Genomic DNA, 25893 nt, shown 5'->3' with positions numbered 1-25893 from the left:
TTTTCAAATCTATTGCGTTTTTTGCACAAACTTTTTTCAATTCTTGCTAATTTTTGTTCCCTAACCAAAAAATATGTTGATATAAACTCTCGTTGAAATGCCCCACAGTTTCATTAATTGACCTTATTTTTGGCGTATGGCGAATTCAAATTCAGTTGACCAATACCGAACCACATTTGTTTCTTATTTGGAAGGAAAGACGAAGGGGAAAGAACCCAAAAATCTTTATGAACCCATAAATTATATTTTAGGTCTTGGGGGAAAACGACTGCGTCCCGTACTTACCTTAATGACCACAGATTTGTTTGGAGGGAATCCCTCGGATGCCTTGGATGCAGCTTTGGCCATTGAAGTATTCCATAATTTTTCCTTGGTCCATGACGATATTATGGACGATGCGCCGCTGCGAAGGGGAAAAACCACCGTTCATGAAAAGTGGGACGTGAACACCGGTATTTTATCTGGCGATGCCATGTTGATCAATTCCTATCAATTTTTAGAGAGCTATCCTTCGGATGTTTTTAAAAAACTCACTGCTCTTTTTAGTAAAACAGCTATTGAAGTTTGTGAAGGACAACAATACGATGTGGATTTTGAATCTAGGGATGATGTTACCATTCCGGAGTACTTAAAAATGATTGAATACAAGACAGCCGTTCTGGTGGCCACGGCCATGAAAATGGGAGCTATTGTTGCCAAAGCTTCCGAAGATGATACAGAAGCTATTTATGAATTTGGAAAAAACCTGGGCATAGCTTTTCAGTTACAAGATGATTATTTGGATGCTTTTGGCGATCCAAAAACTTTTGGAAAACAGGTAGGGGGCGACATCATTGAGAACAAAAAGACCTTCCTTTACCTAAAATCCTTGGAGCTGGCGGGGCAGGGCAAAAAAGAGGGGCTGTTACATTTATATTCCATAAAACCTGAAGACCCGGAGGCAAAGGTGACCACAGTGAAGTCGATTTTTAAGGAAAGCGGGGCTGTGGAAGAAGCAAAGACGGAAATAAGTACCTATACCCAAAAAGCATTTGATGCATTGTCAGCAATCAATATGCCTGAACAAAACAAATTGATGCTAAAACAGTTTGGTGAAAATCTTATGGGCAGAACGGTTTAGAGCTAGTTAAACGTGAATCCTGCTTAAGAGTTCAGAAGTCACTTCGAGTATCCCGAACTTGTTTCGGGATGTATCTAGAAGTTTTTTAATTGAAAATTTACTTGTTTTCGATACGATTTATGCAAAAATCACTCAAACCGACATAAATTTTCTTATCCTAAATTCATAAGAACATTCTTTGGAAGAGTGCTTTTATAAAAGGCATTTTTGGACAAGCACTTATAATCTTCAAATCTTCCCAAAGGGAAGTCTCCTCATCCAAGAACTTTAAGATCAACTGTGGTTTTCTTTTTTTGAACATGGATTCAAATATGGATTGCCCCAAATGATTCTGTCGATGGAGAATGTCCAATAGCAACAAATCGTAAAACCAAAATCTCCCCTTTTTATAAAATTCAGTGAAAGGTTTATTCTTTTTTAGGTGGTCAACCAAGGTCGTCACCCTTTTGCTGGTATTGTAAAAGGTAAAACCAGTACTGGGCTTTGCCCATCCGCCAGCTACCCCAATATGTACGATCCTATTGGAATTGTGTTTGTGAAACCCATAACAAGTCATGGGAATGGTGCCCTGTTCTACATCAGTGATTTCAAAAGCGATACGACCAAAGTTCTGCTCCATATAATCTTGAATGCCATTTTCATATTCCGACTTTTCCAGAAGGTTTTCTGAGAACAGAGTGTACTCCAAAAGCGCTTCCGTCTGAGAAAAAGGAAGCACATACATAAAGCGGGTATTGCCTTTTTGGGGAATGGAAAAATCCATAAATGTGGCCTCTTCTGGATTAAAAACAGGCTTCTCGGTTTTTATAAACCAACCCATAAAGTGCTGTTGGAGCAAAGGATATTTTTGTTGCTTTCTTACCGGTTCTGGGTTAAATCGGCTATCGAACGCCATTCTCCCTGAAAAAAATCCATTCTGACATGTGACCAAAACTTTCTTCCCATTTTCTTCGACCATGATCACACGATCTTTAACCCATGTTACATTTGGGTTCTTTTTGATTTTTTCCACATAATGGTCATAAAAATCAATTCCTCGGAGCATTTTATATCTGTAAGGAGCAATTGGGGAAGAACGATTCAATTCTTTTCCAGCAAAATGAATGATGGGCCAACTTTTATGGAGCAAATGGTCAAACTTTCCATTTCCGCTTTCCCAAAAACACCAAGTTCGGTCATTTTTGGTCTTATTGTCCTGATCAATGATCAAGATTGAACTGGACGAAAAGAAGTCATCGTTCCCAAGTGCATCGGCCAATAACAGACCAGCCGCTCCAGCGCCAATAATGATATAGTCAAAGTTGGACATATACCAAAAATAAGCAATGGAATATAGATTGCTATTTGTCCATGAACTGTGAAGTAGGTACAATCTTAAATTCAGAAAAAGCTCTGGTAAAGATCAGATAGCTTCCATCTTGGGTAATGGTCGGAAAATTTTCGGTTTCCGAAGAATTGATGTCAGCATTTAATTTTTTTGGATAAGTCCAGTTGCCATCCTTTAAATGTGAAATAAAAAGGTCAGTGGAAACAATGTCCTGAGTTTTGTCTTGAATGCAAATAATCATATAATCCGCTTTAGGAGACATGGCAAATTCGAAAACATCCCAATCTTGGTTTTTCCTCCAATTGTTTACAGGTTGGAAAAGTTCAGGGGTGGCATATCCTTCGGATATGGCCTCCATTTTATAAGAGTATGTTGCACTCCAATCCGAAGCATCCGAGGTGAAATAAATAGTCCCATCTTCCGAAACGCAAGGTTGCGAATTGTAGTTGTAGATTAGATTTTCATAGCCAAACGCTTCAGGCTCACTAAAGCCGGCTTCCAATATTTTGGTACTCCAGAAATTATAATTGGAACTTTTGTTCTGGGCTGTGTCTTTTTCCATTTTTTTATCGGATATAAAGACCAACTGTTCTTTCCCCGGTATTTTTAACTGGTAGGTATACGAATTGTCCTTGTCAAAATAGCTTATAACTTTTGGATCGGTCCATTTTCCATCCAAATAATGGGAAACATAGGGAATATATTTTTCAGTTTCGGGGTCGACTTTTCTAAAAAAATAAAAAGTATTGAAATCGTCGGAGAAAGAACCTTTGAATGTATTGCCCTTTACGGACAGCTCTGGGGCAAAATCGGAAACCATAGAAAGGTTTTGGTAAGGAGTGAGTCCATTTACAACTTTCTTATCTGCGCAACTAGTCAGGAATACCAAAGGAATTAACAAAAAAGCACAATTTTTCATTTGATATGGTCTGTTTTGGACATCAATCAAAAATAAGAAATACAAAATGGTTTGGAATTGAATTAGTTGGGTTAACAATAGTTTAAGGAAAAGAGTATCTTGTAGGGAATCAACCTAAAACACTTTCTTCATGAAAACTCAAAACACCTTCTTCATAGTGGTCAGTTTGTTGTTGCTGTGCCTTGGAATACCCAAAACACTAAATGCTCAATCCCCAAAAAGCACCTTTGTTTATGGTGATGCTTTACCGGATGCCCCGGAACTATCCGCAAGGGGGGACTACACAGTTGGAGTTCGCACGCTCCAATTTGTAAACAAGGGACAAGTTGACATTCTTAACTCAAAGGAGGGAAAAGACCCCCTTTATGATCGTTCTCTTACCGTAGAGGTATGGTACCCAACCACGGAAACGAATGAAGAACTTATTACATATGATGAGGTTATGGGTACGGCAGGAGACCCAAACAGGCCTGTGATTCCTTTTACCTTTCACGGAAGGGCCAAAAGGGATGCCGCACCGGTTACGGATAATGGTTCATTTCCTTTAGTGGTGGTTTCACACGGTTATGTGGGATCCAGATATATAATGACCTACCTTACCGAAAATCTTGCTTCCAAAGGATATATTGTTGTGGCCATTGATCATACCGAATCTACTTTTAAAGATGCAGCCCCTTTTCAAAGCACTTTGTTGAACCGACCCAAGGATATCTTATTTGTGGTGAACGAAATGGCAGAAAGCAAACACTTTTTGTCTAAAACATTGGATGCTAAACATACCGCAGTGATTGGCTATTCCATGGGTGGATACGGAGTACTTAATGTGGCCGGAGCAGCCTATAGTGAATTTGCCATTAATTTCTTTAAGGGGATGACAGGCGGAAGCAATGCATTGGCCACTCGCGGAATGCAAAGTGAGGAATTTAAAAAATCACACGACGCTAGAATAAAAGCAGTGGTGGCTTTTGCCCCGTGGGGTATGGAACGTGGTGTTTGGGACACGGAAACATTGAAAGGGTTAAAAGTGCCCACCCTTTTTGTAGCGGGGAGCCAAGATGATGTATCCGGGTATGAAAAAGGCATAAAGGCCATTTATGAAGGAGCGGTAAATGCGGACCGTTACCTGTTGACCTATGTTAATGCACGCCATAACGTGGCACCCAATCCACCGCCGCCGGAATCTCTTGAACCAGGGTTGCATTTTGATGAGTATTACCGCTATGCGGAGCCTTCTTGGGACCAAAGGCGAATCAATAATATTAACCAGCATTTTGTAACGGCGTTTTTGGGTGTTCACTTAAAGGAAAAACCATATGGCAAATTCTTGGATATCAATGAAGACTCCAACAAGGAAATATGGCCGGGGTTTGTTCCGCGCTCTTCCACGGGTTTGGAATTGTTACATGCTGAGCCGGAGCAATAGTTTATTCTCTATCAATAGGACGGATCACAGAAATAAAATTCAGGGGCAAAGTTTCACTAAGCTCCATCATCCGCTGGTCAAATGAACCTGAATTGGATTGTTGAAAAACTGTATTAATAAAAGAAAGAGCAGTTTTGCAAATAGTTTCATATCCCAATTTGGCCAATTGGCCTCCCTTTGACCAACTTTGAACTTTGTTGGTGTTCAGAATTCCAGGAAGCATACCTTCCATGGCATTGAAATTTCCATGGGATAGTTTTTTAAAGGAAACATATCTTGAGCCCGGATGCATCTGATCAAAGATTTCCGGAGGGGTTCTTTTTTTTCCGTTTGTTCCAATTTTTTCAGATAAAATAAGATAGGGAACTTGAAGTTGACCCACGGAAATTTTCTTTGGAAGCTCACTTCCCAAATAGATCCCGTATGAAAACCCAATCGAGCTTAATCCAACGACCAAATCTATATCAGCATTGTTCATTTGGGTCATAATGGCAGATTCTCCGGCATAACTCCAGGTTAACATTCCTATGCTGTTTGAATTTATGTTAGGCTGTTTTTTTAAATGATCTATGGCATGGTTTACATCCTCGACTTGCTGGTTTAAGGCCGATTCCTTTTCTTCCGCAGAAGGCAATTGCCAAGGAAAGGGAGCGTTGGGATGGTCCTCAACATAAGCAACGACATAACCATGGCTGGCCAAATATTCTGAAATCAAGCTTTGAGATGACACGGTACCATAGCGCATACTCCAAACCAAGAGTGGAAACCGTTCGTTTTTAGCAACCGCATTTTTGGAAGCTTTCATTTTGAAATTGAGCAGCAGTTCCAGACTATCTTTTGGAAATGCATTGGGAGTGCCTGAAATTCCTATCGAAAGGTTTTCCAAAAGTTCCTGGTGGCCAAGATTTCCTTGAGGGTCGAGATAATTGGCCAAGGTTAATTTATCGCCGTCCGCTTTAGCGGGATACCAAATATGCACATGCAGTTTTCTATTGGTTTCATCCGTGGTGTATTTAAGCGAATCAACTATTGTTCCCACATTATGAGCTCCCATATGTAGGCCATTGTAAAAGTCAAAACCGTTTTGGGCAATAAGTTGGGTTGTTGAACCTATTGTGAACAGTATAAAAAGGATGCTGTTCTTTATCATAGATCGTTAATTTTCTGAATGATGATATGTCTTATTCTCAATATGTTGGGAACAATGTACTTCTAAAGATAATTAATTTTGACATGGGATTATAGGGAGCCTTGTAATGTAAGAAAGGTACTTAATCTTCAAGAATCAACACCAACACTTTATTTTCTTGAATGACCTTTACGGTCTTGCCCTTTTCAAAACCAAGTTCTTCCAGCCACTTGCCCTCCAAACGGATTTCGGGAACGGTGGTATGGTCCCAAGCACGGCGGCGGAATTTTCGATGAATTTTAAGTTTTCTTGTTGGTTTCAATACGATTGTTCGGAATAGCGAACACAAGATAAAAATAATTTCTAGATATTCGGTATAGTGAACAAGAAAAGTGAGACATATTTGGTCGAATTGGGTTTCCGAATTAAAAAATTACGGGAGAAAAAAAATGCTGACCAGAAAACCTTTGCTTCGGATTGTGGTATTGGTCGCACCCAGCTTTATATGATTGAAAATGGAAAAACCAACCCGCGTTTATTGACTTTGATTAAAATTGCTGATGGGTTAGGGATAAGTCTGCCGGAACTTTTTGGGTTTTAGGAGGGCTGTAAAATGAAAAAGCTTCGATGAATTATAGGGATTGTTGATACTAGTCTTTGCTTATTCCAATTGCTGTAGCGAATGGAACTTCGTATGATTTTCCATATTTGTTTTCAGTTTTCAACGAGCCTTGGAAATAGTTTATTTCGGAATCCAATTTTCTTTCTAGCCAAAATCCACCCTTTAATAAATTCAATGTATCAATTTTGAAGGTTTTAACTCCACTAGTTTTGGTAACACTATCTTTAATAATTACAGATGTGTTTCCATTTCCGTTATAACCGACAAAGACAATTTCAGTTTTGAAGACGGAATGTAGTTTGTTGGTATTTTCGTAATGTGGAATATTTCGAATAGTTATACTATCAAAAACATATTTATCATTAATCTCTTCCACAATATTTTTAAGAGAATCATTTTCTTTTTTCAAATTCTCCATAACTCCATTAAGTTTTTCCAACTGATTGTTATTTCCACAACCTAATATTAGAAACACAAAAAAAAAATAGGATTGTTAGTTTATTCATCTGACTGAAATTAGCTCAAAAAAGTGGATATGATTATTAACCATGTATCAAAAATAACAAAAGCAGAAGTTCTAAAAAACCGTATATCGCAACCCAAAGAAGCCACGAATGCCCTGGTTGGGGCCATACACATAGCTGGGATCAAAAGTTAAGGCGTAGGGGTTGTCGGCCGTGGCCACCACATTTCCTTGAGGGTCAAATTGCACATCCCTATCAAAAGGATCATGTGATCTGGCAATGATAAATGGGTTGCCTCGGTTTGGTGTCCAGTCCAACAGATTTTTAATACCTCCGTAGAGTTCAAAATCTTTTAACCCTTTATAGGTAAACTGAATATTCTGGATGCTCCAAGTAGGGGAATCGGGCGACCTTGGGTCCAAATCACCCAAAACAGGCAATCGCATGGGGCCATAAAGGTTTCCGGTATAGTCCACACTCAAATCCAACGAGCGGAAGGTATAGGATACATTCCATGTTCCCGTAAAACTTTCGGTGAGGATTTGCTGCTCCGTAACTCCATTTTCGGTTTTGCTCACATCCTGCCAGGTGGCCCCCACCAAAAACTTAAGTCCGTTGGGCAACACAAAATCCAAGTTGGCGCTTACACCTTGTGAAACTGATTTTCCATCTAAATTATCATAGATAATCTGGTTGGGATTAGTGTCGTAATCCGGTAAAATAATGTTGGAAAAATGGGTGTAAAAAGCGGAGGCATCAATGCCTATAAAAGTGCCATTGTCGCTATAGATTTTTTTCAGATAATTAAGATTGACGTTTACGGAACGCTCTGGTTTCAATGCATTGGCAATGATCACATCCCTGGCACCGGTCAAAGCAGCATGTTCTTCGGTAAATAAGTTGACCACCCTAAAACCGGTTCCGGCGTTCAATCGCAAAATATCATGGTCGCTGATTTTCCATTTGTAAGCGGCCCGTGGAGTAAAGATATTGCCGTGCCTTTTATCATAATCGTATCGGAGTCCGGTTAACAGCGAATGTTTTTCGCCCAATGCAATTTCATCTTGTACAAATACGCTGGGAATCCAAATGTTGTCTGCAGATGCGGTTGCCGGTGTGTTGTCGTCGTAATAATTGTATCGTACGGCACCCCCAAAAAGTAAATCGTGCTTGCCAAGGGATTTGTCCCAGGTCAACTGCCCAAAACCGATACGCTGATCGGCCAAATAAGGCACATCGCCATAAACAGAATTCTGATTGTGGTCGTTGTACGAAAGGGAAAGCATTACTTTTTCTTTGATGGGCAGTTGGTATTTGCCCAAGACTTCCCACCTGCGCGTGTAAATGCTTTCGCCATAAATTTCATCTCCACCACGGAACTCGGGTGTCCAATTGAGCTCTCCGCCCCAACGGTCTTCGTAAAAGAATCTGCCTGCCACAGAAAATATCTTGGAATCATCTCGTTTAAAATTCCACTTTTGGAAAACTGAAATCCGGTCTTGAAGGGTAAGATCGGTAAAGTTGTCGCCATTGTTATCAACGATCTCGTCAAAATTAAAATAGTTGACACCCAAGAGCAAGTCGGTTTTCTTGCCCAATTCAATTTTGCTTCCAACATCCAGATTGTATTCGCCCCAACCGGTCACAAAACCATCTGCAAAAAACTCAGGGGCATTGGGAGCGTGCTTGGTGATGATATTGATCAAACCACCAACGGCTTCGCTTCCATATAAAGTAGATGCCGGACCTTTTACAATCTCAATTTGCTCTATCAAGGAATTTGGAATACCGGATAGCCCATACACGGTTCCCAAACCACTTACAATGGGCATACCATCTATCAAGACCAAAGTGTAAGGCCCTTCCAGACCATTTATGTGGATGTCGCCCGTGTTGCACACATTGCAATTGATTTGGGGACGTACACCGTTCACGTTTTGAAGTGCATCAAAAATACTTGGGGTTGGATTCTTTTTTAAGAAAGAAGGTTTATATACTTCCACAGGCACCGGACTTTCCAATCGGCTTACAGGTTTTAGGGTTCCGGTAACCACAGTTTCATTTAAGGACTCCGCAGAGGCTTCCATTTCAATGTTGACCGTTTTTGTTTCCCCTTGGCGAACTACAATTGTGGATCTATGTGGAATGTACCCAATGGATGAAGCTGTCAAGACATATTCGCCCGGTACAATATTGCTCAACGTGTAGAAACCATCAAAATTGGAGGCTGTACCTACCTTGGTTCCCTTTAAAAGCACATTGACATAGGACAGTGGCTGACCATTTTCGGTAACCTTACCTTTTATAGTAGTGTCTTGTGCCCAGGCTCCAGCGATGAAGGTCAGGGTCAATGCTAACAAAAAGAAGTATTTCAGATGATTTTTCAACTTCTGCAAAATTAATTTTAGACAAAACTAAAAATTTGTTTTTATAAATAAAAATGTATTTTTGGGAAAATATTTTTTGATGACCCGCTCAGAGGAGAATTACATCAAAACCATTTTTCATTTAGGAGGGAGTGATTCCACGCTCATTGCGACCAATGCTATTGCGGAGCAGATGGAAACAAAGCCTTCTTCGGTTACAGATATGGCCCGGAAATTGGCCGATAAGGGATTGGTGCATTATAAAAAGTACCAAGGAGTCTCTTTGACCGATATTGGTGTGAAAACAGCGCTTTCCATCATTAGAAAACACCGTTTATGGGAGGTTTTTTTGGTAAAAAAATTGGATTTTTCCTGGGATGAGGTCCATGAAGTTGCTGAGCAATTGGAGCACATAAAAAGTGAAAAACTGATTGACAAGATTGATGAGCTTCTGGATTTTCCTAAATATGACCCGCATGGTGACCCTATTCCAAGTAAAGATGGAAAGTTTATGGAACGGGACAAGCAATTGTTGAGTGATGTTTCAATAAATACCAAAGGTGTTTGTGTTGGGGTGAAAGACACCTCATCGACCTTTTTGAAATTTCTGGACAAAAACGGTATTGCTTTGGGGAAGACCATTGAAATTCTTGAAAAGGAGGAGTTTGATCAATCCCTGCACATACAAATGGATGGAAAAGAACTTCATATTTCACATCAAATAGCATCTAATCTTTACGTAAAATTGAATGATTAATGGAACAGGTAATTCAATATTTTGAAAGTATAAACCCCATTTTAGCCGCTTTTTATGCCACCTTGTTTACTTGGGGGCTAACAGCAGCAGGAGCGGCTCTGGTTTTTTTGTTCAAAGGAATGAACCGCGCCGTTTTGGATGGTATGTTGGGCTTTACCGGAGGAGTAATGGTAGCTGCCAGTTTTTGGAGTTTGTTGGCACCCGGAATTGAAATGAGCGAAGGCGAAGGTTTTGTAAAAGTAATACCGGCGGCAGTCGGATTTTTATTGGGCGCGGCATTTATTTTTGGATTGGACAAAATACTTCCCCACTTACATATCAATTTTAAGGAAAGCGAAGCCGAAGGTGTAAAAACACCTTGGCATAGAACCACGTTGCTGACACTTGCCATTACATTGCACAACATTCCTGAAGGATTGGCAGTGGGGGTGCTTTTCGGAGGTGTAGCTGCTGGTTTTGATGGAGCCACCATAGGTGGGGCCGTTGCATTGGCATTGGGAATTGGTCTTCAAAATTTTCCAGAAGGTTTTGCGGTTGCCATGCCATTGCGTAGACAAGGGTTGAGCCGGACCAAAAGCTTTATGTATGGACAGGCCTCTGCCATGGTAGAGCCAATTGCCGCCGTATTAGGTGCATGGGCCGTACTTACTTTTGAACCTATTTTACCTTATGCGCTGTCTTTTGCTGCTGGGGCCATGATCTTTGTGGTGGTGGAAGAAGTGATTCCGGAAACCCAACGGGACAAATACACCGACATTGCCACAATGGGCTTTATCGGTGGATTTATCATTATGATGATGTTGGATGTTGGCCTAGGCTAATACCTATTCTTTTTTAGTTGTGGGTGTTTTTATGCCCATAATCAGCAACCATAAGCAAGTTCCAATTTCACCTATACTTGCAGGGATAGTTATGTAATCAGCAATCCAAAGGCTACCAAAATCTGAGCATACAATACGGCCCACAAAATCCAGAAAATATCCAATACTGCCCACCATTAAAAACACACCTAAAAGTTTGGGAAGAAACCGAGATTTAAAGACCAAATAACCGAAAGGGAACAACCATAGACCCCAGAATGTTTGCGCTATCAGATTTCCATAATTATAAGAATCCAAGGCAAGCATTACTTGGGTTTGAATCTGATTTGGTGTGTATGCATTGAGATATTCGGCTCCACTGATCAAAGAAAGAATGTCAAATTTATGGGTCATGTTGCTAAACGAAATGGGAATGCTCACCACTGCCAACACCACCATGACCACAGCAAAGTTTTTGTTGACATTTTTAAATAATTGGTAAAGAACCAAAGGCAATAAAAGAAAAAAGAGATAACACAATAGGCCACTTAAAATTTCCAAACGAAATAAAGACTCCGAAGCTATAATGTTCTCCACCGTTTGTGCCGGGTTGTCCCAAACGATAAGTTTTGAAGGGACATACAATAGACTGAATATGCCCATGACCACAACTAAAAAATACAAAAGCCCGGCCAAGCGAGCAGTTTTTTTGTTTACTTCCATGTTTAATGATTGATATGGTTTGTAAAAGAAAGACGATTCTTTTTAATAAATGGTTGCCTAGGTCACCAACAAAACCACAGTTGAGGGCAAAGCCAAAGGAAAATTATCCAGCAATGATTTTTTCGAGGAGGTCGCCAACATAATAAGCCACAAAGGCGGCTATGCCACCCAGGAGTAAGGTTTCTAAAATTCCTTTCCAAACTTTGGTTTGGTTCACGTAGGTCTTTAGCCAACCCACAGCAATAAAACCAAAAGAAGTTAGAATGGAAGCGATAAGAAACAGATTATGTTCCAAAGGATTTATATAATCCCAGACATATACTGACAAGGGAATTAATCCAATCAAAATAAAGGAGACATAGGTGACACCACCAATCATAAAAGGAGATTTGTCCTCTTCGATCATTACCAATTCTTCCTTCATCATCACATCCACCCAAGTATCGCGATCTTTTGTGATTACATCCACCACCTGTTCCAAAAGCTCACCTTCAAATCCTTTGGCTTCATAAATTTCTCTGATTTCCTGTTTTTCTGTTTCCGGAATATTGTCCACCTCCCAATATTCAATTTGCTTGTGTTTGTTGTAGTTGTCCTTTTCGGATTTGGTGGACAGGTAAGCTCCGACTGACATGGCAAAACCATCGGCCAACAGGTTGGCAAAACCCAAAATAATAATGATGGCGCTATCCAAACCAGCACCTACGGAACCCGCCACAACGGCAAAAGTGGTCACGCACCCATCAATACCTCCATAGACAAATTCGCCCAGGTATTTTTCAAACTTTTTAAGAAAACCAATGTTGTTGTGCCGTACAGCTTCATTATTATTTTCCATGTTGATGGTTTTACCTGGAATTGGTTAAAACTCCAACTCTTGCAAAGCAAGTCCGTAATCGTATTGCAAATCTTCGTGAAGAACATCCAATTTTTTGCTGATAAATGTCAATTGCCTTTGGTAAAGATTGAAAAGGGCCGTGTTATTTTGGATGGAAGGTCTAAAATCGCGAAGTTTTTGGCAGAAATACAGCAATAACTCCACTTCAGTTTCCTTATTACCCGAATAGCGGATATATTTTTTGATGTTGCGCAATATCTTTCGAACACTTTTTTTAATGTAGAAAAAACTGTTGGTGTTGATTTCAAAGAACCATTCATCAACCTCCGCCTTTACACTTTCAATATAACCGGATTCGTTTCCCGCTTCAAATAGGAGATAGGTGAGCAGTTCCTTATTTTCCTTTTTAAATCTCCCCAAACGCAGACACAAATTCAAAAGCTCATCCGGAGAACGATGTTGGAGTTCTTTTTTAAGTTGGGCAATGGTGGAGGCTTTCATGCTAACTTCTTAAATATGAGGCACCGTTGACATCAATGATGGTACCGGAAGAATATTCTGCTCCTTTGGAGGCCAAAAACAAAATGGCATGGGCCACTTCCTCAGGTTGTGCCATTCTTTGGAATGGAGATTCCCGCAACAGATTTTCACGTTCTTTGGGCGTAAGGGTCACGGCCGCCATTTCGGTCTCGGTAAAACCTGGGGCTACCACTCCCACGTAAATGTTGTGTGGGGCCAATTTCTTGGCAAGCGATTGACTCATAGCGTTGAGTGCAGCTTTGCTGGCCCCATAAGCTGGCTTGGTAGGTTCACCTCTAAATGATCCTCTTGATGATACATTCACAATACGACCACCGCCCGATTTCATCATGACTTGTGCGGCGCAATAACACATATTGGCAGCCGCAAACAAATTGGTTTTAAAGGTATTTTCCCAGGCATCGGTCCAATGATCAAAATCTACTTCATCAATATCATGGAAAATGGAAATTCCAGCATTGTTCACTAAAATATCCAAGGAACCATAAATGGAAACAAATTCATCCACAAGTGCTTGGCAGTTTTCTTTTTGGCTGATGTCTTTTTGAAAAAGTTGGTGGCCTTCACCCGGTAATTCGGCCAAGGTTTTTTCCGCTTCCTTCGCATTGCTGCGGAAATTGATGCCGATTTTAGCTCCCTTTTTTGCAAATGCAATTGCAGTGGCTTTGCCAATTCCACGTGATGCACCCGTAACCAGTACTTTCTTGTCACTAAAGTCCATTTCTTTAGTTCAGTGTTTCGCATAAATATAGCAAGTTCTATGCGATAAACCTGTACTGATTATTCTTTGGCAGATACAACTACTCGATGGCTTCGGCTAAAGCATTTTTTAAATCTTCTCTTAATGATGGACCTAAAGTGTTGTCTTGATCAATTAGTTTTTTTGCCTGCTTATAATGGGACTGTGACCTTTCTTTTAAATTGTTCTTTTCCAAATAATAACCTAGGCGGTAATGGTTCAAGCTTGATTTAGGATAGCTTTCCACCGCCATTTCATACAAACGCATCCGATTTACATAGTCAGGGTCCTTTTTCCAAGCCAACCAGTTTTTAAAATCATTATAAAAGGTGTTTGAAAATGGCTTTGGATTACCCTCGGAAACATGGGATTGATAAATACTGTCAATCGCAGATATCCCGTTGTCTACAAAAAGATTTTTTAACATAGCCATGTTGGGAGGAGAATCAAATCCGTCCAATCTAAAAAGTGTGTCTACAGTTTTTTCAAACGATTTGGGGATTTTTCCGCCGTAAAATTGATCTAGCGTTTCTTCTTTGAATTTCATTTTGGCATTCAAAAAAGCCAACACTAGCTCAGAGGTAACCTTAAACCCCTTTTTGGTATCACCTTTAGGCTCTCCGATGATATTGGGAACGAATTCTTCAAAAATCCCATAGTTTAAAATATGAAACTCGGTCATTCCCGGGAAATGGGCAAAATACCGTTCACTATAGGTCAAATCATAAATATATTGGGGAGAAATGCTGGGATGAGGAGAATATAACGCCATAATGGGAATAGTCATGTTTTGAGGTTGATAGAAACTGGTCTCATTCAGGATGTCCTGTTCAAACTGACTTAAAAACCCACCCTCCAAACTAATAAGTGCCTTTATCTTTTTATTGCGGGAAGCCAAAGCGGCACAGAAAGACGATTCAATGGCATTGCCCATCAATGCTATTTGGCTTTGATCTACATTCGTGAGTTTCAGTAATTCTTGAAGCGCAAATTCCAAGTCGTCCACGGCAACCTCCAATCCCCGAACCGAGGCATCAATAGGATGGGAAAATTGTCCCTTCAAAGACATTCCTGCCACCACATAACCGTGACTAGCCAAGAACTCACAGAGGATACTTTGAAATGCTGGGCTTGACCCATTTGGAAATATGACCAATGGGAATTTTTGTTGTAGCGCTTTTGGATTGAGCGAAGACTTTGTTTGCAATGCCAATAATGTGTCCATCTGGGTAGGCCCAAAATCGTTGTCTCCTCCCAGTTCACGTGTCTGGTATGAAAAAACTTGTTTGTAGAATGAATCATCTGGTTCAAGAAGTTGATTTTCGGTTTCTACAGTGTTCAGCCTTGCAAAGTGCTCATAGGGCAAAAATTCTTGATCGCTTTCTTCTGCAGGATACCAAATGTGCAAGGGCAAATTTCTTCCTGCGGACTCTTCTTTTTGAAGATAAAGTTTTCCACCCCAATCGGCATAGGGGACATTTGCTCTAGAGAGATCGGATACAAAAAGTGTTTTAAAACCTACTTCATAATTGCCGTAGCCCAAAAAATCTGTGAAGGTTTCTTGGTTTGTTTTTTTGGATGGTTGTTGACAAGCACAAAGAGCGAACAGTGCAACCCAAATTGTTTTTTTCGTTCTCATAACAATTATTCTAATCTGGTGGTCACATCGTTAAAAACTTGCATCCATTCCTTGTCTTTTTCAAAGACACTGGCCCATCCATTCCAGACTAGCTTGTCCCGATTCGCATAAGAGATGGTTGCCCTAAAAAACCGATCTTCAATTACATTTTTGGGAGTAATGGCAATAATGCGGTCATTTTCCTTGTCCAAGAACCATTTGAATTGTCCATGTAAGGGAAAATCATGGGCAAAGTTGGTGGCTCTAAAACAGTTTTCCTTTTTATCGTAGTTGATGATGTAAGAATAGAAACGTTCCCGCTGATTTCTCTGGTCGACCGTCTTGGACTCGCACTTGATGAAGCTGCCATTGAGGTAATACCCGCAGGTTCTGGTTCCAATTTCTTGATACTCTTTTTCGGTTCCAGGGTATATGGTTTCAACAATCTTCCATTTGCCAATTAAAAAATCCAAATCCTTAATGGATTGTGAAAAGGAGGATGAAGAAATAGTAATAAAGAACAGAAATAAAATTGTTTTTTGCATGATGTGATTTTTCCTTGAATGTAGGAATGAAGTCCATCTGCAAAAGTCTCAATGCCCGATTGTACGTCTCAAAAAATGTTTTTTAACCTAAATTTTGGATTTTAAATTCCTTGGGGGTCACACCGGTATACCCTTTAAATAAACGGTTGAAGGTAGCTTTGGAGTTAAACCCCGCGTCAAATGCCAGACTGAGGATTTTTAAATGGGAATTATTGGGGTCCATCAGCTTTTCTTGAACATCCTTTACCCGGTATTCATTTACAAACTGGTAAAAATTCTTGTTCAGATGACCATTCAAGGCCTCGGAAATAGACCTTTCAGAAATTCCCACCGCTTTGCTCAACCCCATCAGATTTAACTCTGGATTTCTGAAAAGCTTCTTACTTAACATTGTACTGTTCAATTGATCAATTATTTTTCTCGATTCCACATCAGTAACATCAACGCCCACATTTTTTGATTTGGAAATTTTGATGGTCTGCGCCTGGCGATAGCCATGAATACTCACCCAATATAACATGCATGCATACAGCAGTAGAATGGCATTCCTGTACTCATTCCATTGATTGAAAAAGATCTTGCCACTAATACCGCTACTCACGCACAGAAAAATGAATATTGATATAAAAGAAATAACAATGACCACTATGGTTTTTTTAATCCATTCAAGGTCAATTTTGGCGATATTGGAAACGTTGTCCAAAAGTTGCTTTTGATACCGTTTTACCCACTTGAATGATAACACCATATAAATAAGAATGGAAATAATGGCGGCTGGTTCAAACAGTTCGGCCATAAAATGAAACCAATGATAGGGATGATAATTCCCTGAATAAATGGTATGGTAAATACTGTGCAAATAGTTAAGAACAATGGGGGAAAAGTGCCAAAGATGTTTTTTGGTAAATCGAAAATTTGGGTTGCTCAGCGTACGAACATAAAAGTAAAAAGCGGGGCCAATCCAATATGTAAATGAAAATGGCATCCAGGCCAACCACCGATATTGGTCCCAAAAAGATGGGTCCAACATATACGGAGTAAATGTCAGGCACATGCAAATTAGAGCAAGTGATAGAAATCGATTGGCAAACCGATTTTCCTTTTTTTCCAAGAGCAGAAAGGCAAAAACAAATCCATTGGCAACCGCACAAATGGTAATTAGCTGAACGATGGAAATGTTTAGTTGCATGGGTAATTTTGTTTCTAAGGATATTCCTTTTGCTTACCTTTAAAACTACAAATTTCAAAACTATGCGGAGACTTCTTCTTTTCGTTCTTGCAGCCAGTGCCATGCAATTTTCAATGGCACAAAAACAAAGTTTTTCATATCTCGATGTATTCGGTCTACAGTATGTGTCTGACCCTCAAATTTCTCCGGATGGAGAGTGGGTCGTATACCGAAGAATGGGTTTTGATATTATGAAGGACAAGTCTGTTGGAAATTTATGGATGATCAAAACTGATGGAAGCCAACACCAAAAACTGACTTTACAGGAGACCAATGAAAGTAGTCCCGTATGGTCGCCATCAGGAAATCGAATTGCATTTTCAAGCAGTACAGAGGAAGGCTCGGAAATTTATATGTATTGGGTGGATTCCGGGAAAGTGGCCAAACTGACCCAATTGCCATTTAGCCCAAGTTCGTTGACTTGGTCTCCAGACGGAAAAAAACTTGCCTTTTCCATGAACGTCCCCAAAGCGGCTCCGGTTATTGCCAAAATGCCCAAAAAACCTAAAGGAGCAAAATGGGCCGAAGCACCTCGAATTACAGATAGGGTTTACCATGAAGCAGATGGAAGGGGATACATAAAACCCGGATTCAACCATATTTTTACCATTCCGGCTGATGGTGGAGCTCCACGGCAAATCACCTCTGGAGATTGGCATCACAGAGGCACACTTTCTTGGGCGAATGATGGGAGTAAAATTTATTTTTCCGCCAATAGGGTAGAAGATTGGGAGTATCGTTTCCGAAATAGTGAAATCTATTCGGTAAATGTGGAAAATGGTGAAATCAAGGCTTTAACCGATAGAAATGGACCTGATTACAATCCAAAAGTATCGCCAAATGGAAAATATATTGCCTATTTAGGTTTTGAAGATAAGGTACAAGCTTTTCAAACCAGAAAAGTGCATATCATGAATATTGATGGAAGTGGTAAAAGGGTCATTTCGGACGGGTTGGACCGTACCATTGCAGGTATCGTATGGAATGCAAAAAGTGATGGACTGTATATTGAATATGATGATAAAGGCAACGGGAAAGTTGGCCTGGTTTCCCTTTCAGGTTCGGTTACCAAATTAATTGACAATCAGGGTGGAACTACCTTAGGTAGGCCCTATGCCAGCGGATCGTTCAGTGTTTCCAAAAATGGTACAATTGCCTATACGCAATCCCGACCCAGCTATCCGGCAGAATTGGCCATTCTTAAGCCAAAGTCCAAAAACCCAATAAAGATTACCAATTTAAACGGCGCTCTACTTGATTACAGGGAGTTGGGCAAAGTGGAGGAGGTTTGGTACAAGTCATCCGTGGATGGCCGTGATATTCAAGGGTGGGTGGTCTACCCTCCCAATTATGATGCCTCCAAAAAATATCCTTTTATGGTGGAAAATCATGGAGGCCCCATATTAAATTATGGTGATCGGTTTTCAACAGAGATGCAGTTGTATGCAGCGGCTGGATATATTGTTTTTTACCCCAATCCCAGGGGAAGTACCAGTTACGGGGAGGAATTTGGAAACTTACTTTACAACAATTATCCCGGAGAGGATTATAATGATGTGATGGATGGCGTGGATTATTGCATTGCAAAGGGAATTGCCCATGAAGACCAACTATTCGTTACCGGAGGAAGTGCTGGAGGAATCATGTCAGCTTGGATGATTGGTAAGAACAACCGATTTGAAGCTGCTGTGGTCGCAAAACCGGTTATGAACTGGATCAGTAAGACCTTGGTGGCCGACAATTATTTTTATTATTTCGACCATCGCTATCCGGGCCAGCCTTGGGAAAATTTTGAGGGCTACTGGAAATTTTCGCCCATCTCGTTGGTGGGGAACATCCAAACTCCGACTATGGTAATGGTTGGGATGAATGATTTAAGGACCCCTCCTAGTGAAGCCAAACAACTGTATCATGCACTTAAGTTGAGGAAAATCGAAACCGTTTTGGTCGAGATTCCAGGTGCAAGCCATGGTATTGCTAGTAAACCCAGTAATCTGATTACCAAAATTGCACACACGATAGCTTGGTTCGATAAGTTCAAGAAGAAAGACTGATGCAATTGGATTGGAACATAGCACTGCTGCTGGTTGTTACGTTCCAATTGTTTTTTATTGCTGTTTTCTTGCTGACGACCAAAAACAAGAAAACAACTAGCAATTTATTTCTGGGATTTTTCTTTTTGATTTTGGGAATCAATATTGGCGATATGCTGATGCAGCTGACCAATACTATTGAGGTTTTTCCTCTCTTTTTTCTGTTGGATGATGCGCTCCTATTACTTTTTGGACCCTTGATCTATTGGTATGTAAGATGCAACATTCAACAAGACTTCAAATTTGGAATAAAGGAGACTTTGCATTTAATTCCCTTTTTGGTCTGCTTGTTCGGGTTGTTTTTGGTGTATTCTATTGGTCAAGCAAGTTATGCGGAGGCGCAAACGATGGTGACCGAAGGAAGTTCGAGAATCGTATTGGTTGTAGCCATGGTGTTATATGTTCACCCTTTGATTTATTTCTGGCAGGCAAAGAAGGCTCTGAGCGGGTATAAAAAGTCATTAAAAGAAAGCTATTCCAACGCCATTCAGGTCGATGTAAAATGGTTTGATTTTATTTTGAATTCTATTGGCGTTATATGGATATTGGGAATGGCTCTTTCCATTATTCCATTCTCGTCTCTAGCAATGTACTTGTACATCACTCTGTTTCTTTTTGTTGTCATCTTGTTCCTTTTTATCAATAGAATTTTGTTCAAGGCATTGAAAAACCCTCGGCTTTTTTTTCAGCCTTCGGATGTATTGGATAAAAAATACGCTGGATCCAATCTTTCGGAAGATAAACGCAAAGCAATTGCAGAAGAACTTACACTGCAGATGGAAAAGGAAAAGTTATATGGTAACCCCGAGTTGAATATTGGTGATTTGGCAAAGCTTATGGATTTGACTTCCAAGGAGATTTCACAAACCATCAACCAGACCTTTAATCAGCATTTTTTCGATTTTGTGAACTCGTATCGCATCGACGCTGCAAAAAAACTTCTATCGAATCCAGAGGTAAATCTTACTGTGCAAGAAATCATGTATGATGTAGGGTTCTCCTCCAAATCTTCCTTTAATACTATTTTCAAAAAGAAAACTGGACTTACTCCTTCGGAATTTCGGAATCAACAAAATCCTGTCAAAACATAAAAAAGGGTTCGATTTCCTGAAGTAAAACCACAAGGTGATGCATTCCAAATAGCTTTGGTTCAAAATCAAATTTTTGGACCATGGAAAACAATATTAAGAACAAGCTTGGAAGGTTATTGCACCAGAGTAAAATTGCCATTATTACTGAAATAGTCTTGGTTTTTGCCGTTGCATTATTTTTTATGGCATTGGTATCCCCTTTGGCGAAAGGAAACCAATTTGCCCAGCAGGGTGTAGTGTGGTTGGCCAATGCCATTATGATCATATTGATTTCAATAGGATTATGGCTAAGAGGTGAAAATTGGAAGGATTTTGGGATTTCCATGAGCATGGGAAGCGCAAAAAAGCTTTTTAAAAACTTTTTGTGGTCACTGGTGGTTTTGGGTATTACGCTAATCTCGTTCGGATTGGGCCATAAGGTTGGCACCTTGTTTTTCTCAATGGATGTCCAAATCGATGTATCCGGATACGAGTATTTAAAGAACAATCCTGGAATCTTTGTTTTGTCTTTGATCGGGGTATACATCATTTCATCTTTTGGAGAGGAATTTATTTACCGCGGATTTTTGGTCAACAGATTGACATGGTTGTTCCAAGGCACAAAGGCCAAACATATAACCTCCATTCTTTTAAGTTCCATCTTATTTGGACTCGCCCATTATAAATGGGGAGCTATTGGAGTGGTCCAAACATTTTTTATGGGAATGGCATTGGCAACTTCTTATGTATTGTTGAGAAAAAAGCTAAATATTCTCATTTTAGCCCATGTTTATATGGATAGTCTACTGTTTTTGAACATCTATTTCAGTTGATTTTGGAAGTGGAAAATTTTAATCCAAAGGCTTCGTTATATTTGAAGGACACATTCCTTTCATAAAATGAAAAAAAGACATTGGCTTTGGAACCTTCTTATTGTTCTTACCCTAATAGTTTGTGTTTTTGCGTTTGTAATCCATTACAAAAATTGGCACAAGATTGAAGAAGGCGAACTAAGGATTCTGTCTGGAATTTATTACCAGAAAATCCCTATTTCAGAAATTGACAGTATTATGTTTGTTGATAGAATTCCGGAAATGGAACGGTTCAATGGCTTTTCTTGGTCAGCAACAGAAAAAGGAGTCTTTAAAGACTCATTGACTGAAACCAAAGTCTATGTTTTTGTAGATGATCTAAGGCAACAAAAAATACGATTGGTACATGGTGACTCCCTTAAAGTGTTCCTCAATTTTAAGGATAGTTTGAAGACACAAAAAGTATATCATTTTTTGAATGAAGAATTAATGGCCAATCTCGAAGACCCAAATTAATCCTACTTCCGTATATGTGTAAGAAATATGATTTATCCCAAATTTGATATGAGAACACTTACTTTATGCATTTTCGTGATTCCTGTCTGGCTATTTTCACAAAACACCATTTCTGTTAAGGTGCATAACGTTTCATCAGAAAAAGGAAAAATAAATGTTGCCGTCTATGATTCGGATGAGACTTTTTTAAAGTTTGACAAGGTTGTAAAAACCGGTTCTGCTGAGGCTCATGAAGGAGTAGTGTCCTTAAAAATTGAAAACATGCCCGCCGGAGAGTATGCATTGGCAGTTTTTCATGATGAAAATGCCAACAACAAGCTGGATACGAATTGGCTCGGTATTCCAAAGGAAAAGGTCGCATTCTCCAAGGCAAAAATGCACACTTTTGGCCCTCCCAAATACAAGGAATGTGTTTTTAGTGTAAATTCAGATTATGAAATCAACATTGAGCTCTAACCACTCAATTTACTAGCACAATTATGGAAACAATATTATTGACCCAATTTGTTGGGGGTCTCTATGGGCTATTGGCCGTTGTTTTTGGAGCATTTGGAGCCCATGCTCTAAAAAAGAAGCTTACCCCAGACCAATTACAAAGTTTTGAGACCGGGGTAAGATATCAAATGTACCATGCCATTGTGTTGTTGGTATTGGGCTATAATTTTGGTTTTGAACAACCTTTGGAAAGGTATATTGTAAACTGTTTTATTTTTGGAACCCTACTTTTTTCTTTTAGCATTTATGGATTATGCCTGAGTGCCGCCAAAGGCAAAAAACTGCGTTTTCTTGGCCCAGTGACTCCTTTAGGGGGGCTATTATTGGTGATTGGATGGGCATTATTGTTGTACTCGTTTATAGCTCCTATGTTATAAATGACTATTCCGCATTTACAGCCTCCACAGTTTCATAAAACCATGGTGTATGCTGATTGGTAATCGCAACCCATTTCCATTTTTCGTTTTGTTTTTGGGCGTTCAGGGTCATTAAACCAATTTCCTTAAAGGTAGTGTCCGCTGGGTTCTCTTTTTTATACCAAAACATTTTCCAAGAATAATACGCAAGGGCATTATTGCGGTCCAAGAAACGTATTCTTGGGTTTCCTATTTCATAATAATAATCCAGGGAATCATTTTCAGCGAACATCACATGAAACTTTTCCAATTCCTTTTTTCCTTCGAATAAATACCCTTGGGAGTTGATCCATGTGGCATCTTCTGAAAACTGATGCATGACCAAATCGATATTTTTAGTGATCATGGCCTTTTCGCGCTCTTGAATCATCCCCACCAAACTCAACGAATCAGCATAAAAAGATTCTTGAGTTTGGAGTAGGGGATTTTCCTTTTTGCAAGAGAATGAAAAAAAGACAAGGCCAAATAAAAAGAGATAGATTTTCAGCATGGTTTACAGCCTAAGGTACATATTGCCATTGATGGTGTTCAATCGAAGGCGATTGGAGCCACCATTAAAACTTCCTTCCACTTTTTGACCCACATGACGGTCGGTTACCTTTAACTCCAATTTTTCATCTGCATAGATGTTCCCGTGGATGGTTTCTGCTATCAATCGTGAATTGGCCATGACCAAATCAATCTCTCCATTGATGGTCTTCAAATCGAGATTACCATCATATTTTTTGATATCAATATTTCCATTGATCAAATCCGCGGTGAAATCTCCTTCAATAATATCTGCTTTTAGGTCGCCATTGATGCTGCTTACGGAGAAGTTCGCGTTTTTTGGCACGTAGAGCACATAATTAAACTCATACATATCGCTTGTGTAATAATGTCTGCGACCGTCTTTGGTTTGACGCTTATTCCACTCATCATGAAAAGCCTTGAGTATGGCCTTGGTTTCAGATGAAATGCTGATGAAACCATTACTCTCTTTAACATTGAGCTTATAGAGCTCCAGATATTTTCCATCTTCAGCGGTGATGTCGGCCTTAAAGTAGACTGTCGATTTATCCCAGGTCTTTACCTCAATATCCGAGGCAAATTTTACTTCAACATCAATGATCTGGTTATTGTAATTGATGTTTTTTTCAATGATTTTTTGGGCATTTGCTGATAGGGAGATGAACCCCATCATTAAGATGATTGATAAATTTTTCATGACTGTTCGTTTTTTGTTGAATTGATTATTGCTTTCTTAGATAGATGTTCCCGTTGGTGGACTTTAAGGATACATCAACTCCACCATTGTTGATAGCCGCTCTAACTTTTCTTCCGGAGATTGACTTTAATCCATCTTTTTCTTCTCTTTTGATATCAAAATTGGTGTAGATGTCCCCGTTGGTAGTACTTAATGTCAAATCAGCTGGAGTGTTTTCGGGCATAGAAACGTCAACTCCGCCATTTGTAGTGTAAATGGAAATAGGGGAGGATTGTTTTACGGCGCCAAATTCCACGGTAATTTCCCCATTTAATGCATTAGCCGTTACAGGTCCATTTACATCGGTAATTTCAATGCTGCCGTTAAGTTGGGCGTCAGCTTCAATTTCTCCTGAAAAACCATCAATTTCAATGTCACCGGCCCATGTACTTTTAACGGATACATTTTGGTTTTTTGGAAGGTAAATTTCTGCACCTTCAGATTTCCTGAGACTTTTTACGATTAAAGTGTTTCCATCTTGCACTACATAGAAACCAACCTCAGTGTTGTCCGTACCTCCTTCGCCAACTAGCCTTAAACCTTTTGCTTTTTCTGAAACTTTTGAGCTTCTGCTTCCCTTGATGAGCAGTTCATTGGTATTATAGGTTTTTAAGGTAATGTCCGACTTGGATTCAATTTTCACCCATTCAATACCATTCAATGATTTGGTGAAGTCGGTTTGTGCATTTGTGATTGCGCAAAAAGCTAATGCGATTAAAAGAATTGTTACTTTTTTCATGATTTTCGTTTTTTGATGTTTATATGATTTTTGGTAAACCTAATTTGATTTCATTTTTGATAAATGGCTGGGTATCTTCCCTTTCCAACAATTTTTGCATGGGCCCAATGGCCTTTTTTTCTTGAATCTGAACCAAGGCCTGAATGATTGCAATTTGAATGCTTGGATTTTTCTCCGTTCCCAGTGCTTCTATAAAAGCGGTTTTTACAGTTTCAGAAGACGTGAATTTTGAAAGTGCTTCAAAAGCATTCAACCTAACATTGTCATTTTCATCATAGAGCAATCTATTTGTCAATGCTTTTACGATGGACTCATCAGGATTTGGAAATTCTTCTATATAATTGACACCTTGTATCCGTTTACTCGCTGATTGGTTTTCCATTAAGGAAAGCATGGCTGTTTGTTTTAATTGTAAGCTTTCGTTTTGTACAATGGCTAGGTCATTACTGACCTTTTTTTGTTGAAAAACACTCCCCATTTGGAATGAAGCAACCAACAATGCAATACTAGCTGCAACTTTGAGCATGTTAGAGGCCCATGAGGATTTTTTATATCCCTCGGAAATTGAAACAACTTTAGTTGTAGTCGCTTTTTCCAACTCCAATGCTTCTTCAAATTTGGAGCGGAGCCTGTCAGATGGAACTTCATCCGGTTCATCTGCAATGGCCTTGAAGAGTATTCTAAGTTCATCCAGCTCTTTTTGACATTCACCACAAGTGGATAAATGCTTTTCTACTTTAACAGCCTTGGTTTTTGACAAAGCATTGTCTAAATATTCTGGGAGTAAATCCGAAACATGTTCTTTCTTCATGACTATATACTTTCTAAATAATATCCCTTTAGTTTTTTTATAATTCGACACACCCTTGTTTTTACAGCTCCGGGTGTACTGCCGATAATTTCTGCCAGTTCCTCATACCTAACTTCTTGGAACTTGTTCAAAATCACCATTTCTCTATCCGTGGCATCCAGTTTATTGAGAGCATTTTGCAAATGGGAATAATCCTCTTGTTTATCGTCTTTGTTTTCCACAGATTTATATTCAAGTACACTGATATCTTCATGATGTTTAGCATCTCTTGAAAAATGACTTTTCAAATTGTTTCTGGCTATGGTAAACAGCCATGACACAAACGAACCATTCTTATAAGAACTTCTATACTTGATCAACTTGTAAAAAACATCCTGTGTTAAATCCTCGCTCAGCATTTTATCTCCAGACATTTTATATAAATAATTATACACGTGTTTGTGATGTCTGTTAAAAAGAACTTTGAGTAGGTCAAGATTGCCATCCGCGACCTTTCGCATTATTATTTCATCTGAAGGCTCTTTCAAAAGATGTTTT

General features: G+C 39.5%; 29 protein-coding genes. 11 read left to right on the top strand and 18 right to left on the bottom strand.

What is annotated here, in order from left to right:
• Positions 1 to 136 precede the first annotated feature (136 nt).
• Positions 137 to 1120 carry a polyprenyl synthetase family protein gene (locus tag ACOQO1_RS12810; RefSeq protein ID WP_420603276.1) on the top strand — a complete coding sequence of 328 codons (984 nt, stop codon included), beginning with the start codon at positions 137 to 139 and terminating at the stop codon, positions 1118 to 1120.
• 163 nt (positions 1121 to 1283) lie between these two features.
• Here the strand turns inward: ACOQO1_RS12810 and ACOQO1_RS12805 are convergent, their stop codons facing one another.
• Positions 1284 to 2429: a lycopene cyclase family protein gene (locus ACOQO1_RS12805; RefSeq protein ID WP_420603275.1), complete on the bottom strand. Its 1146-nt coding sequence runs from the start codon at positions 2427 to 2429 to the stop codon at positions 1284 to 1286.
• Between the two features lie 31 nt (positions 2430 to 2460).
• Positions 2461 to 3366 (bottom strand): hypothetical protein, encoded by a 906-nt coding sequence (locus tag ACOQO1_RS12800; protein WP_420603274.1) that lies wholly within the window; start codon positions 3364 to 3366, stop codon positions 2461 to 2463.
• 130 nt (positions 3367 to 3496) lie between these two features.
• Here ACOQO1_RS12800 and ACOQO1_RS12795 point away from each other — a divergent pair, with 130 nt between their 5' ends.
• Positions 3497 to 4789 carry an alpha/beta hydrolase family protein gene (locus ACOQO1_RS12795; RefSeq protein ID WP_420603273.1) on the top strand — a complete coding sequence of 431 codons (1293 nt, stop codon included), beginning with the start codon at positions 3497 to 3499 and terminating at the stop codon, positions 4787 to 4789.
• A gap of 1 nt (position 4790) precedes the next feature.
• On the opposite strand, the gene ACOQO1_RS12790 is transcribed toward ACOQO1_RS12795, so the two are convergent.
• The gene (locus tag ACOQO1_RS12790) at positions 4791 to 5939 is read right to left on the bottom strand and encodes a hypothetical protein (RefSeq protein ID WP_420603272.1); all 1149 of its coding nucleotides are present in this window, start codon (positions 5937 to 5939) and stop codon (positions 4791 to 4793) included.
• Between the two features lie 121 nt (positions 5940 to 6060).
• Positions 6061 to 6240, bottom strand: a complete 180-nt coding sequence (locus ACOQO1_RS12785) for a SymE family type I addiction module toxin (protein ID WP_420603271.1) — start codon at positions 6238 to 6240, stop codon at positions 6061 to 6063.
• Positions 6241 to 6297: 57 nt separating this feature from the next.
• On the opposite strand from ACOQO1_RS12785, the gene ACOQO1_RS12780 reads away from it, so the two are divergent.
• Positions 6298 to 6519, top strand: coding sequence for a helix-turn-helix domain-containing protein (locus tag ACOQO1_RS12780; RefSeq protein ID WP_420603270.1), 222 nt, complete (start codon positions 6298 to 6300; stop codon positions 6517 to 6519).
• 49 nt (positions 6520 to 6568) lie between these two features.
• Here the strand turns inward: ACOQO1_RS12780 and ACOQO1_RS12775 are convergent, their stop codons facing one another.
• Both ACOQO1_RS12775 and ACOQO1_RS12770 read right to left on the bottom strand, forming a co-directional pair.
• The gene (locus tag ACOQO1_RS12775; protein ID WP_420603269.1) at positions 6569 to 6979 is read right to left on the bottom strand and encodes a hypothetical protein; all 411 of its coding nucleotides are present in this window, start codon (positions 6977 to 6979) and stop codon (positions 6569 to 6571) included.
• 138 nt (positions 6980 to 7117) lie between these two features.
• A complete protein-coding gene (locus ACOQO1_RS12770; RefSeq protein ID WP_420603268.1) occupies positions 7118 to 9391 on the bottom strand; it encodes a TonB-dependent receptor in 2274 nt (757 codons plus the stop codon).
• A 79-nt stretch (positions 9392 to 9470) separates the two neighbouring features.
• Between ACOQO1_RS12770 and ACOQO1_RS12765 the strand changes: the two genes are divergently transcribed.
• Together ACOQO1_RS12765 and ACOQO1_RS12760 are read left to right on the top strand one after the other, a co-directional pair.
• Complete coding sequence (locus ACOQO1_RS12765) at positions 9471 to 10127, top strand: metal-dependent transcriptional regulator (protein ID WP_420603267.1); 657 nt, start codon at positions 9471 to 9473, stop codon at positions 10125 to 10127.
• On the top strand, positions 10127 to 10948 hold the full coding sequence (locus ACOQO1_RS12760; protein WP_420603266.1) for a ZIP family metal transporter: 822 nt from the start codon (positions 10127 to 10129) through the stop codon (positions 10946 to 10948). The genes ACOQO1_RS12765 and ACOQO1_RS12760 overlap by 1 nt, the downstream gene beginning before the upstream one ends.
• A gap of 3 nt (positions 10949 to 10951) precedes the next feature.
• Here ACOQO1_RS12760 and ACOQO1_RS12755 read toward each other — a convergent pair whose 3' ends face one another.
• The 7 genes from ACOQO1_RS12755 to ACOQO1_RS12725 form a co-directional block, all read right to left on the bottom strand.
• Complete coding sequence (locus tag ACOQO1_RS12755) at positions 10952 to 11650, bottom strand: DUF4386 domain-containing protein (protein ID WP_420603265.1); 699 nt, start codon at positions 11648 to 11650, stop codon at positions 10952 to 10954.
• A gap of 103 nt (positions 11651 to 11753) precedes the next feature.
• Positions 11754 to 12488, bottom strand: a complete 735-nt coding sequence (locus ACOQO1_RS12750) for a VIT1/CCC1 transporter family protein (protein ID WP_420603264.1) — start codon at positions 12486 to 12488, stop codon at positions 11754 to 11756.
• Between the two features lie 24 nt (positions 12489 to 12512).
• Complete coding sequence (locus ACOQO1_RS12745) at positions 12513 to 12989, bottom strand: hypothetical protein (RefSeq protein WP_420603263.1); 477 nt, start codon at positions 12987 to 12989, stop codon at positions 12513 to 12515.
• Between the two features lies 1 nt (position 12990).
• Positions 12991 to 13749 (bottom strand): SDR family NAD(P)-dependent oxidoreductase, encoded by a 759-nt coding sequence (locus tag ACOQO1_RS12740; protein WP_420603262.1) that lies wholly within the window; start codon positions 13747 to 13749, stop codon positions 12991 to 12993.
• A gap of 79 nt (positions 13750 to 13828) precedes the next feature.
• Positions 13829 to 15406, bottom strand: a complete 1578-nt coding sequence (locus ACOQO1_RS12735; RefSeq protein ID WP_420603261.1) for a hypothetical protein — start codon at positions 15404 to 15406, stop codon at positions 13829 to 13831.
• Between the two features lie 5 nt (positions 15407 to 15411).
• Positions 15412 to 15930 carry a hypothetical protein gene (locus ACOQO1_RS12730; RefSeq protein ID WP_420603260.1) on the bottom strand — a complete coding sequence of 173 codons (519 nt, stop codon included), beginning with the start codon at positions 15928 to 15930 and terminating at the stop codon, positions 15412 to 15414.
• Between the two features lie 82 nt (positions 15931 to 16012).
• Positions 16013 to 17119: a helix-turn-helix domain-containing protein gene (locus ACOQO1_RS12725; protein ID WP_420603259.1), complete on the bottom strand. Its 1107-nt coding sequence runs from the start codon at positions 17117 to 17119 to the stop codon at positions 16013 to 16015.
• Positions 17120 to 17181: 62 nt separating this feature from the next.
• On the opposite strand from ACOQO1_RS12725, the gene ACOQO1_RS12720 reads away from it, so the two are divergent.
• From ACOQO1_RS12720 to ACOQO1_RS12695, 6 genes are all read left to right on the top strand, one after another.
• The gene (locus tag ACOQO1_RS12720; protein ID WP_420603258.1) at positions 17182 to 19212 is read left to right on the top strand and encodes a S9 family peptidase; all 2031 of its coding nucleotides are present in this window, start codon (positions 17182 to 17184) and stop codon (positions 19210 to 19212) included.
• Complete coding sequence (locus ACOQO1_RS12715; protein ID WP_420603257.1) at positions 19212 to 20342, top strand: helix-turn-helix domain-containing protein; 1131 nt, start codon at positions 19212 to 19214, stop codon at positions 20340 to 20342. Before ACOQO1_RS12720 ends, ACOQO1_RS12715 begins: the two co-directional genes overlap by 1 nt.
• A gap of 80 nt (positions 20343 to 20422) precedes the next feature.
• Positions 20423 to 21154, top strand: coding sequence for a CPBP family intramembrane glutamic endopeptidase (locus ACOQO1_RS12710; protein ID WP_420603256.1), 732 nt, complete (start codon positions 20423 to 20425; stop codon positions 21152 to 21154).
• Between the two features lie 66 nt (positions 21155 to 21220).
• Entirely contained in the window at positions 21221 to 21649 is a 429-nt protein-coding gene (locus ACOQO1_RS12705; protein WP_420603255.1) for a hypothetical protein, read from the top strand.
• 48 nt (positions 21650 to 21697) lie between these two features.
• Positions 21698 to 22105: a DUF2141 domain-containing protein gene (locus ACOQO1_RS12700; RefSeq protein ID WP_420603254.1), complete on the top strand. Its 408-nt coding sequence runs from the start codon at positions 21698 to 21700 to the stop codon at positions 22103 to 22105.
• A gap of 23 nt (positions 22106 to 22128) precedes the next feature.
• Positions 22129 to 22521: a DUF423 domain-containing protein gene (locus ACOQO1_RS12695; protein WP_420603253.1), complete on the top strand. Its 393-nt coding sequence runs from the start codon at positions 22129 to 22131 to the stop codon at positions 22519 to 22521.
• Positions 22522 to 22525: 4 nt separating this feature from the next.
• Here the strand turns inward: ACOQO1_RS12695 and ACOQO1_RS12690 are convergent, their stop codons facing one another.
• From ACOQO1_RS12690 to ACOQO1_RS12670, 5 genes are read right to left on the bottom strand one after another with little or no spacing between them, the layout of a single operon-like run.
• Positions 22526 to 23050, bottom strand: coding sequence for a nuclear transport factor 2 family protein (locus ACOQO1_RS12690; RefSeq protein WP_420603252.1), 525 nt, complete (start codon positions 23048 to 23050; stop codon positions 22526 to 22528).
• A 3-nt stretch (positions 23051 to 23053) separates the two neighbouring features.
• Positions 23054 to 23767, bottom strand: coding sequence for a hypothetical protein (locus tag ACOQO1_RS12685; protein ID WP_420603251.1), 714 nt, complete (start codon positions 23765 to 23767; stop codon positions 23054 to 23056).
• A 25-nt stretch (positions 23768 to 23792) separates the two neighbouring features.
• Positions 23793 to 24545, bottom strand: a complete 753-nt coding sequence (locus ACOQO1_RS12680; RefSeq protein WP_420603250.1) for a DUF4097 family beta strand repeat-containing protein — start codon at positions 24543 to 24545, stop codon at positions 23793 to 23795.
• Between the two features lie 19 nt (positions 24546 to 24564).
• Positions 24565 to 25356, bottom strand: coding sequence for a HEAT repeat domain-containing protein (locus ACOQO1_RS12675; RefSeq protein WP_420603249.1), 792 nt, complete (start codon positions 25354 to 25356; stop codon positions 24565 to 24567).
• A gap of 2 nt (positions 25357 to 25358) precedes the next feature.
• Complete coding sequence (locus ACOQO1_RS12670; protein ID WP_420603248.1) at positions 25359 to 25883, bottom strand: RNA polymerase sigma factor; 525 nt, start codon at positions 25881 to 25883, stop codon at positions 25359 to 25361.
• Between the last annotated feature and the right edge of the window lie 10 nt (positions 25884 to 25893).

Source organism: Flagellimonas sp. (assembly GCF_965222555.1).
GTDB lineage: Bacteria > Bacteroidota > Bacteroidia > Flavobacteriales > Flavobacteriaceae > Flagellimonas.
The sequence above is the reverse complement of the archived record's forward strand: the minus strand, read 5'-3'. Positions and strand labels throughout refer to the sequence as shown.

Excerpts from the sequence above, each read along its gene's own strand:
- ACOQO1_RS12800 (WP_420603274.1), bottom strand. The coding sequence starts at position 3,366 with ATGAAAAATTGTGCTTTTTTGTTAATTCCTTTGGTATTCCTGACTAGT.
- ACOQO1_RS12735 (WP_420603261.1), bottom strand. The coding sequence starts at position 15,406 with ATGAGAACGAAAAAAACAATTTGGGTTGCACTGTTCGCTCTTTGTGCT.
- ACOQO1_RS12695 (WP_420603253.1), top strand. The coding sequence starts at position 22,129 with ATGGAAACAATATTATTGACCCAATTTGTTGGGGGTCTCTATGGGCTA.
- ACOQO1_RS12805 (WP_420603275.1), bottom strand. The coding sequence starts at position 2,429 with ATGTCCAACTTTGACTATATCATTATTGGCGCTGGAGCGGCTGGTCTG.
- ACOQO1_RS12720 (WP_420603258.1), top strand. The coding sequence starts at position 17,182 with ATGCGGAGACTTCTTCTTTTCGTTCTTGCAGCCAGTGCCATGCAATTT.
- ACOQO1_RS12765 (WP_420603267.1), top strand. The coding sequence starts at position 9,471 with ATGACCCGCTCAGAGGAGAATTACATCAAAACCATTTTTCATTTAGGA.
- ACOQO1_RS12680 (WP_420603250.1), bottom strand. The coding sequence starts at position 24,545 with ATGAAAAAAGTAACAATTCTTTTAATCGCATTAGCTTTTTGCGCAATC.
- ACOQO1_RS12810 (WP_420603276.1), top strand. The coding sequence starts at position 137 with ATGGCGAATTCAAATTCAGTTGACCAATACCGAACCACATTTGTTTCT.
- ACOQO1_RS12705 (WP_420603255.1), top strand. The coding sequence starts at position 21,221 with ATGAAAAAAAGACATTGGCTTTGGAACCTTCTTATTGTTCTTACCCTA.
- ACOQO1_RS12790 (WP_420603272.1), bottom strand. The coding sequence starts at position 5,939 with ATGATAAAGAACAGCATCCTTTTTATACTGTTCACAATAGGTTCAACA.
- ACOQO1_RS12795 (WP_420603273.1), top strand. The coding sequence starts at position 3,497 with ATGAAAACTCAAAACACCTTCTTCATAGTGGTCAGTTTGTTGTTGCTG.
- ACOQO1_RS12740 (WP_420603262.1), bottom strand. The coding sequence starts at position 13,749 with ATGGACTTTAGTGACAAGAAAGTACTGGTTACGGGTGCATCACGTGGA.
- ACOQO1_RS12745 (WP_420603263.1), bottom strand. The coding sequence starts at position 12,989 with ATGAAAGCCTCCACCATTGCCCAACTTAAAAAAGAACTCCAACATCGT.
- ACOQO1_RS12690 (WP_420603252.1), bottom strand. The coding sequence starts at position 23,050 with ATGCTGAAAATCTATCTCTTTTTATTTGGCCTTGTCTTTTTTTCATTC.
- ACOQO1_RS12675 (WP_420603249.1), bottom strand. The coding sequence starts at position 25,356 with ATGAAGAAAGAACATGTTTCGGATTTACTCCCAGAATATTTAGACAAT.
- ACOQO1_RS12760 (WP_420603266.1), top strand. The coding sequence starts at position 10,127 with ATGGAACAGGTAATTCAATATTTTGAAAGTATAAACCCCATTTTAGCC.
- ACOQO1_RS12700 (WP_420603254.1), top strand. The coding sequence starts at position 21,698 with ATGAGAACACTTACTTTATGCATTTTCGTGATTCCTGTCTGGCTATTT.
- ACOQO1_RS12730 (WP_420603260.1), bottom strand. The coding sequence starts at position 15,930 with ATGCAAAAAACAATTTTATTTCTGTTCTTTATTACTATTTCTTCATCC.
- ACOQO1_RS12715 (WP_420603257.1), top strand. The coding sequence starts at position 19,212 with ATGCAATTGGATTGGAACATAGCACTGCTGCTGGTTGTTACGTTCCAA.
- ACOQO1_RS12710 (WP_420603256.1), top strand. The coding sequence starts at position 20,423 with ATGGAAAACAATATTAAGAACAAGCTTGGAAGGTTATTGCACCAGAGT.
- ACOQO1_RS12685 (WP_420603251.1), bottom strand. The coding sequence starts at position 23,767 with ATGAAAAATTTATCAATCATCTTAATGATGGGGTTCATCTCCCTATCA.
- ACOQO1_RS12750 (WP_420603264.1), bottom strand. The coding sequence starts at position 12,488 with ATGGAAAATAATAATGAAGCTGTACGGCACAACAACATTGGTTTTCTT.
- ACOQO1_RS12725 (WP_420603259.1), bottom strand. The coding sequence starts at position 17,119 with ATGCAACTAAACATTTCCATCGTTCAGCTAATTACCATTTGTGCGGTT.
- ACOQO1_RS12755 (WP_420603265.1), bottom strand. The coding sequence starts at position 11,650 with ATGGAAGTAAACAAAAAAACTGCTCGCTTGGCCGGGCTTTTGTATTTT.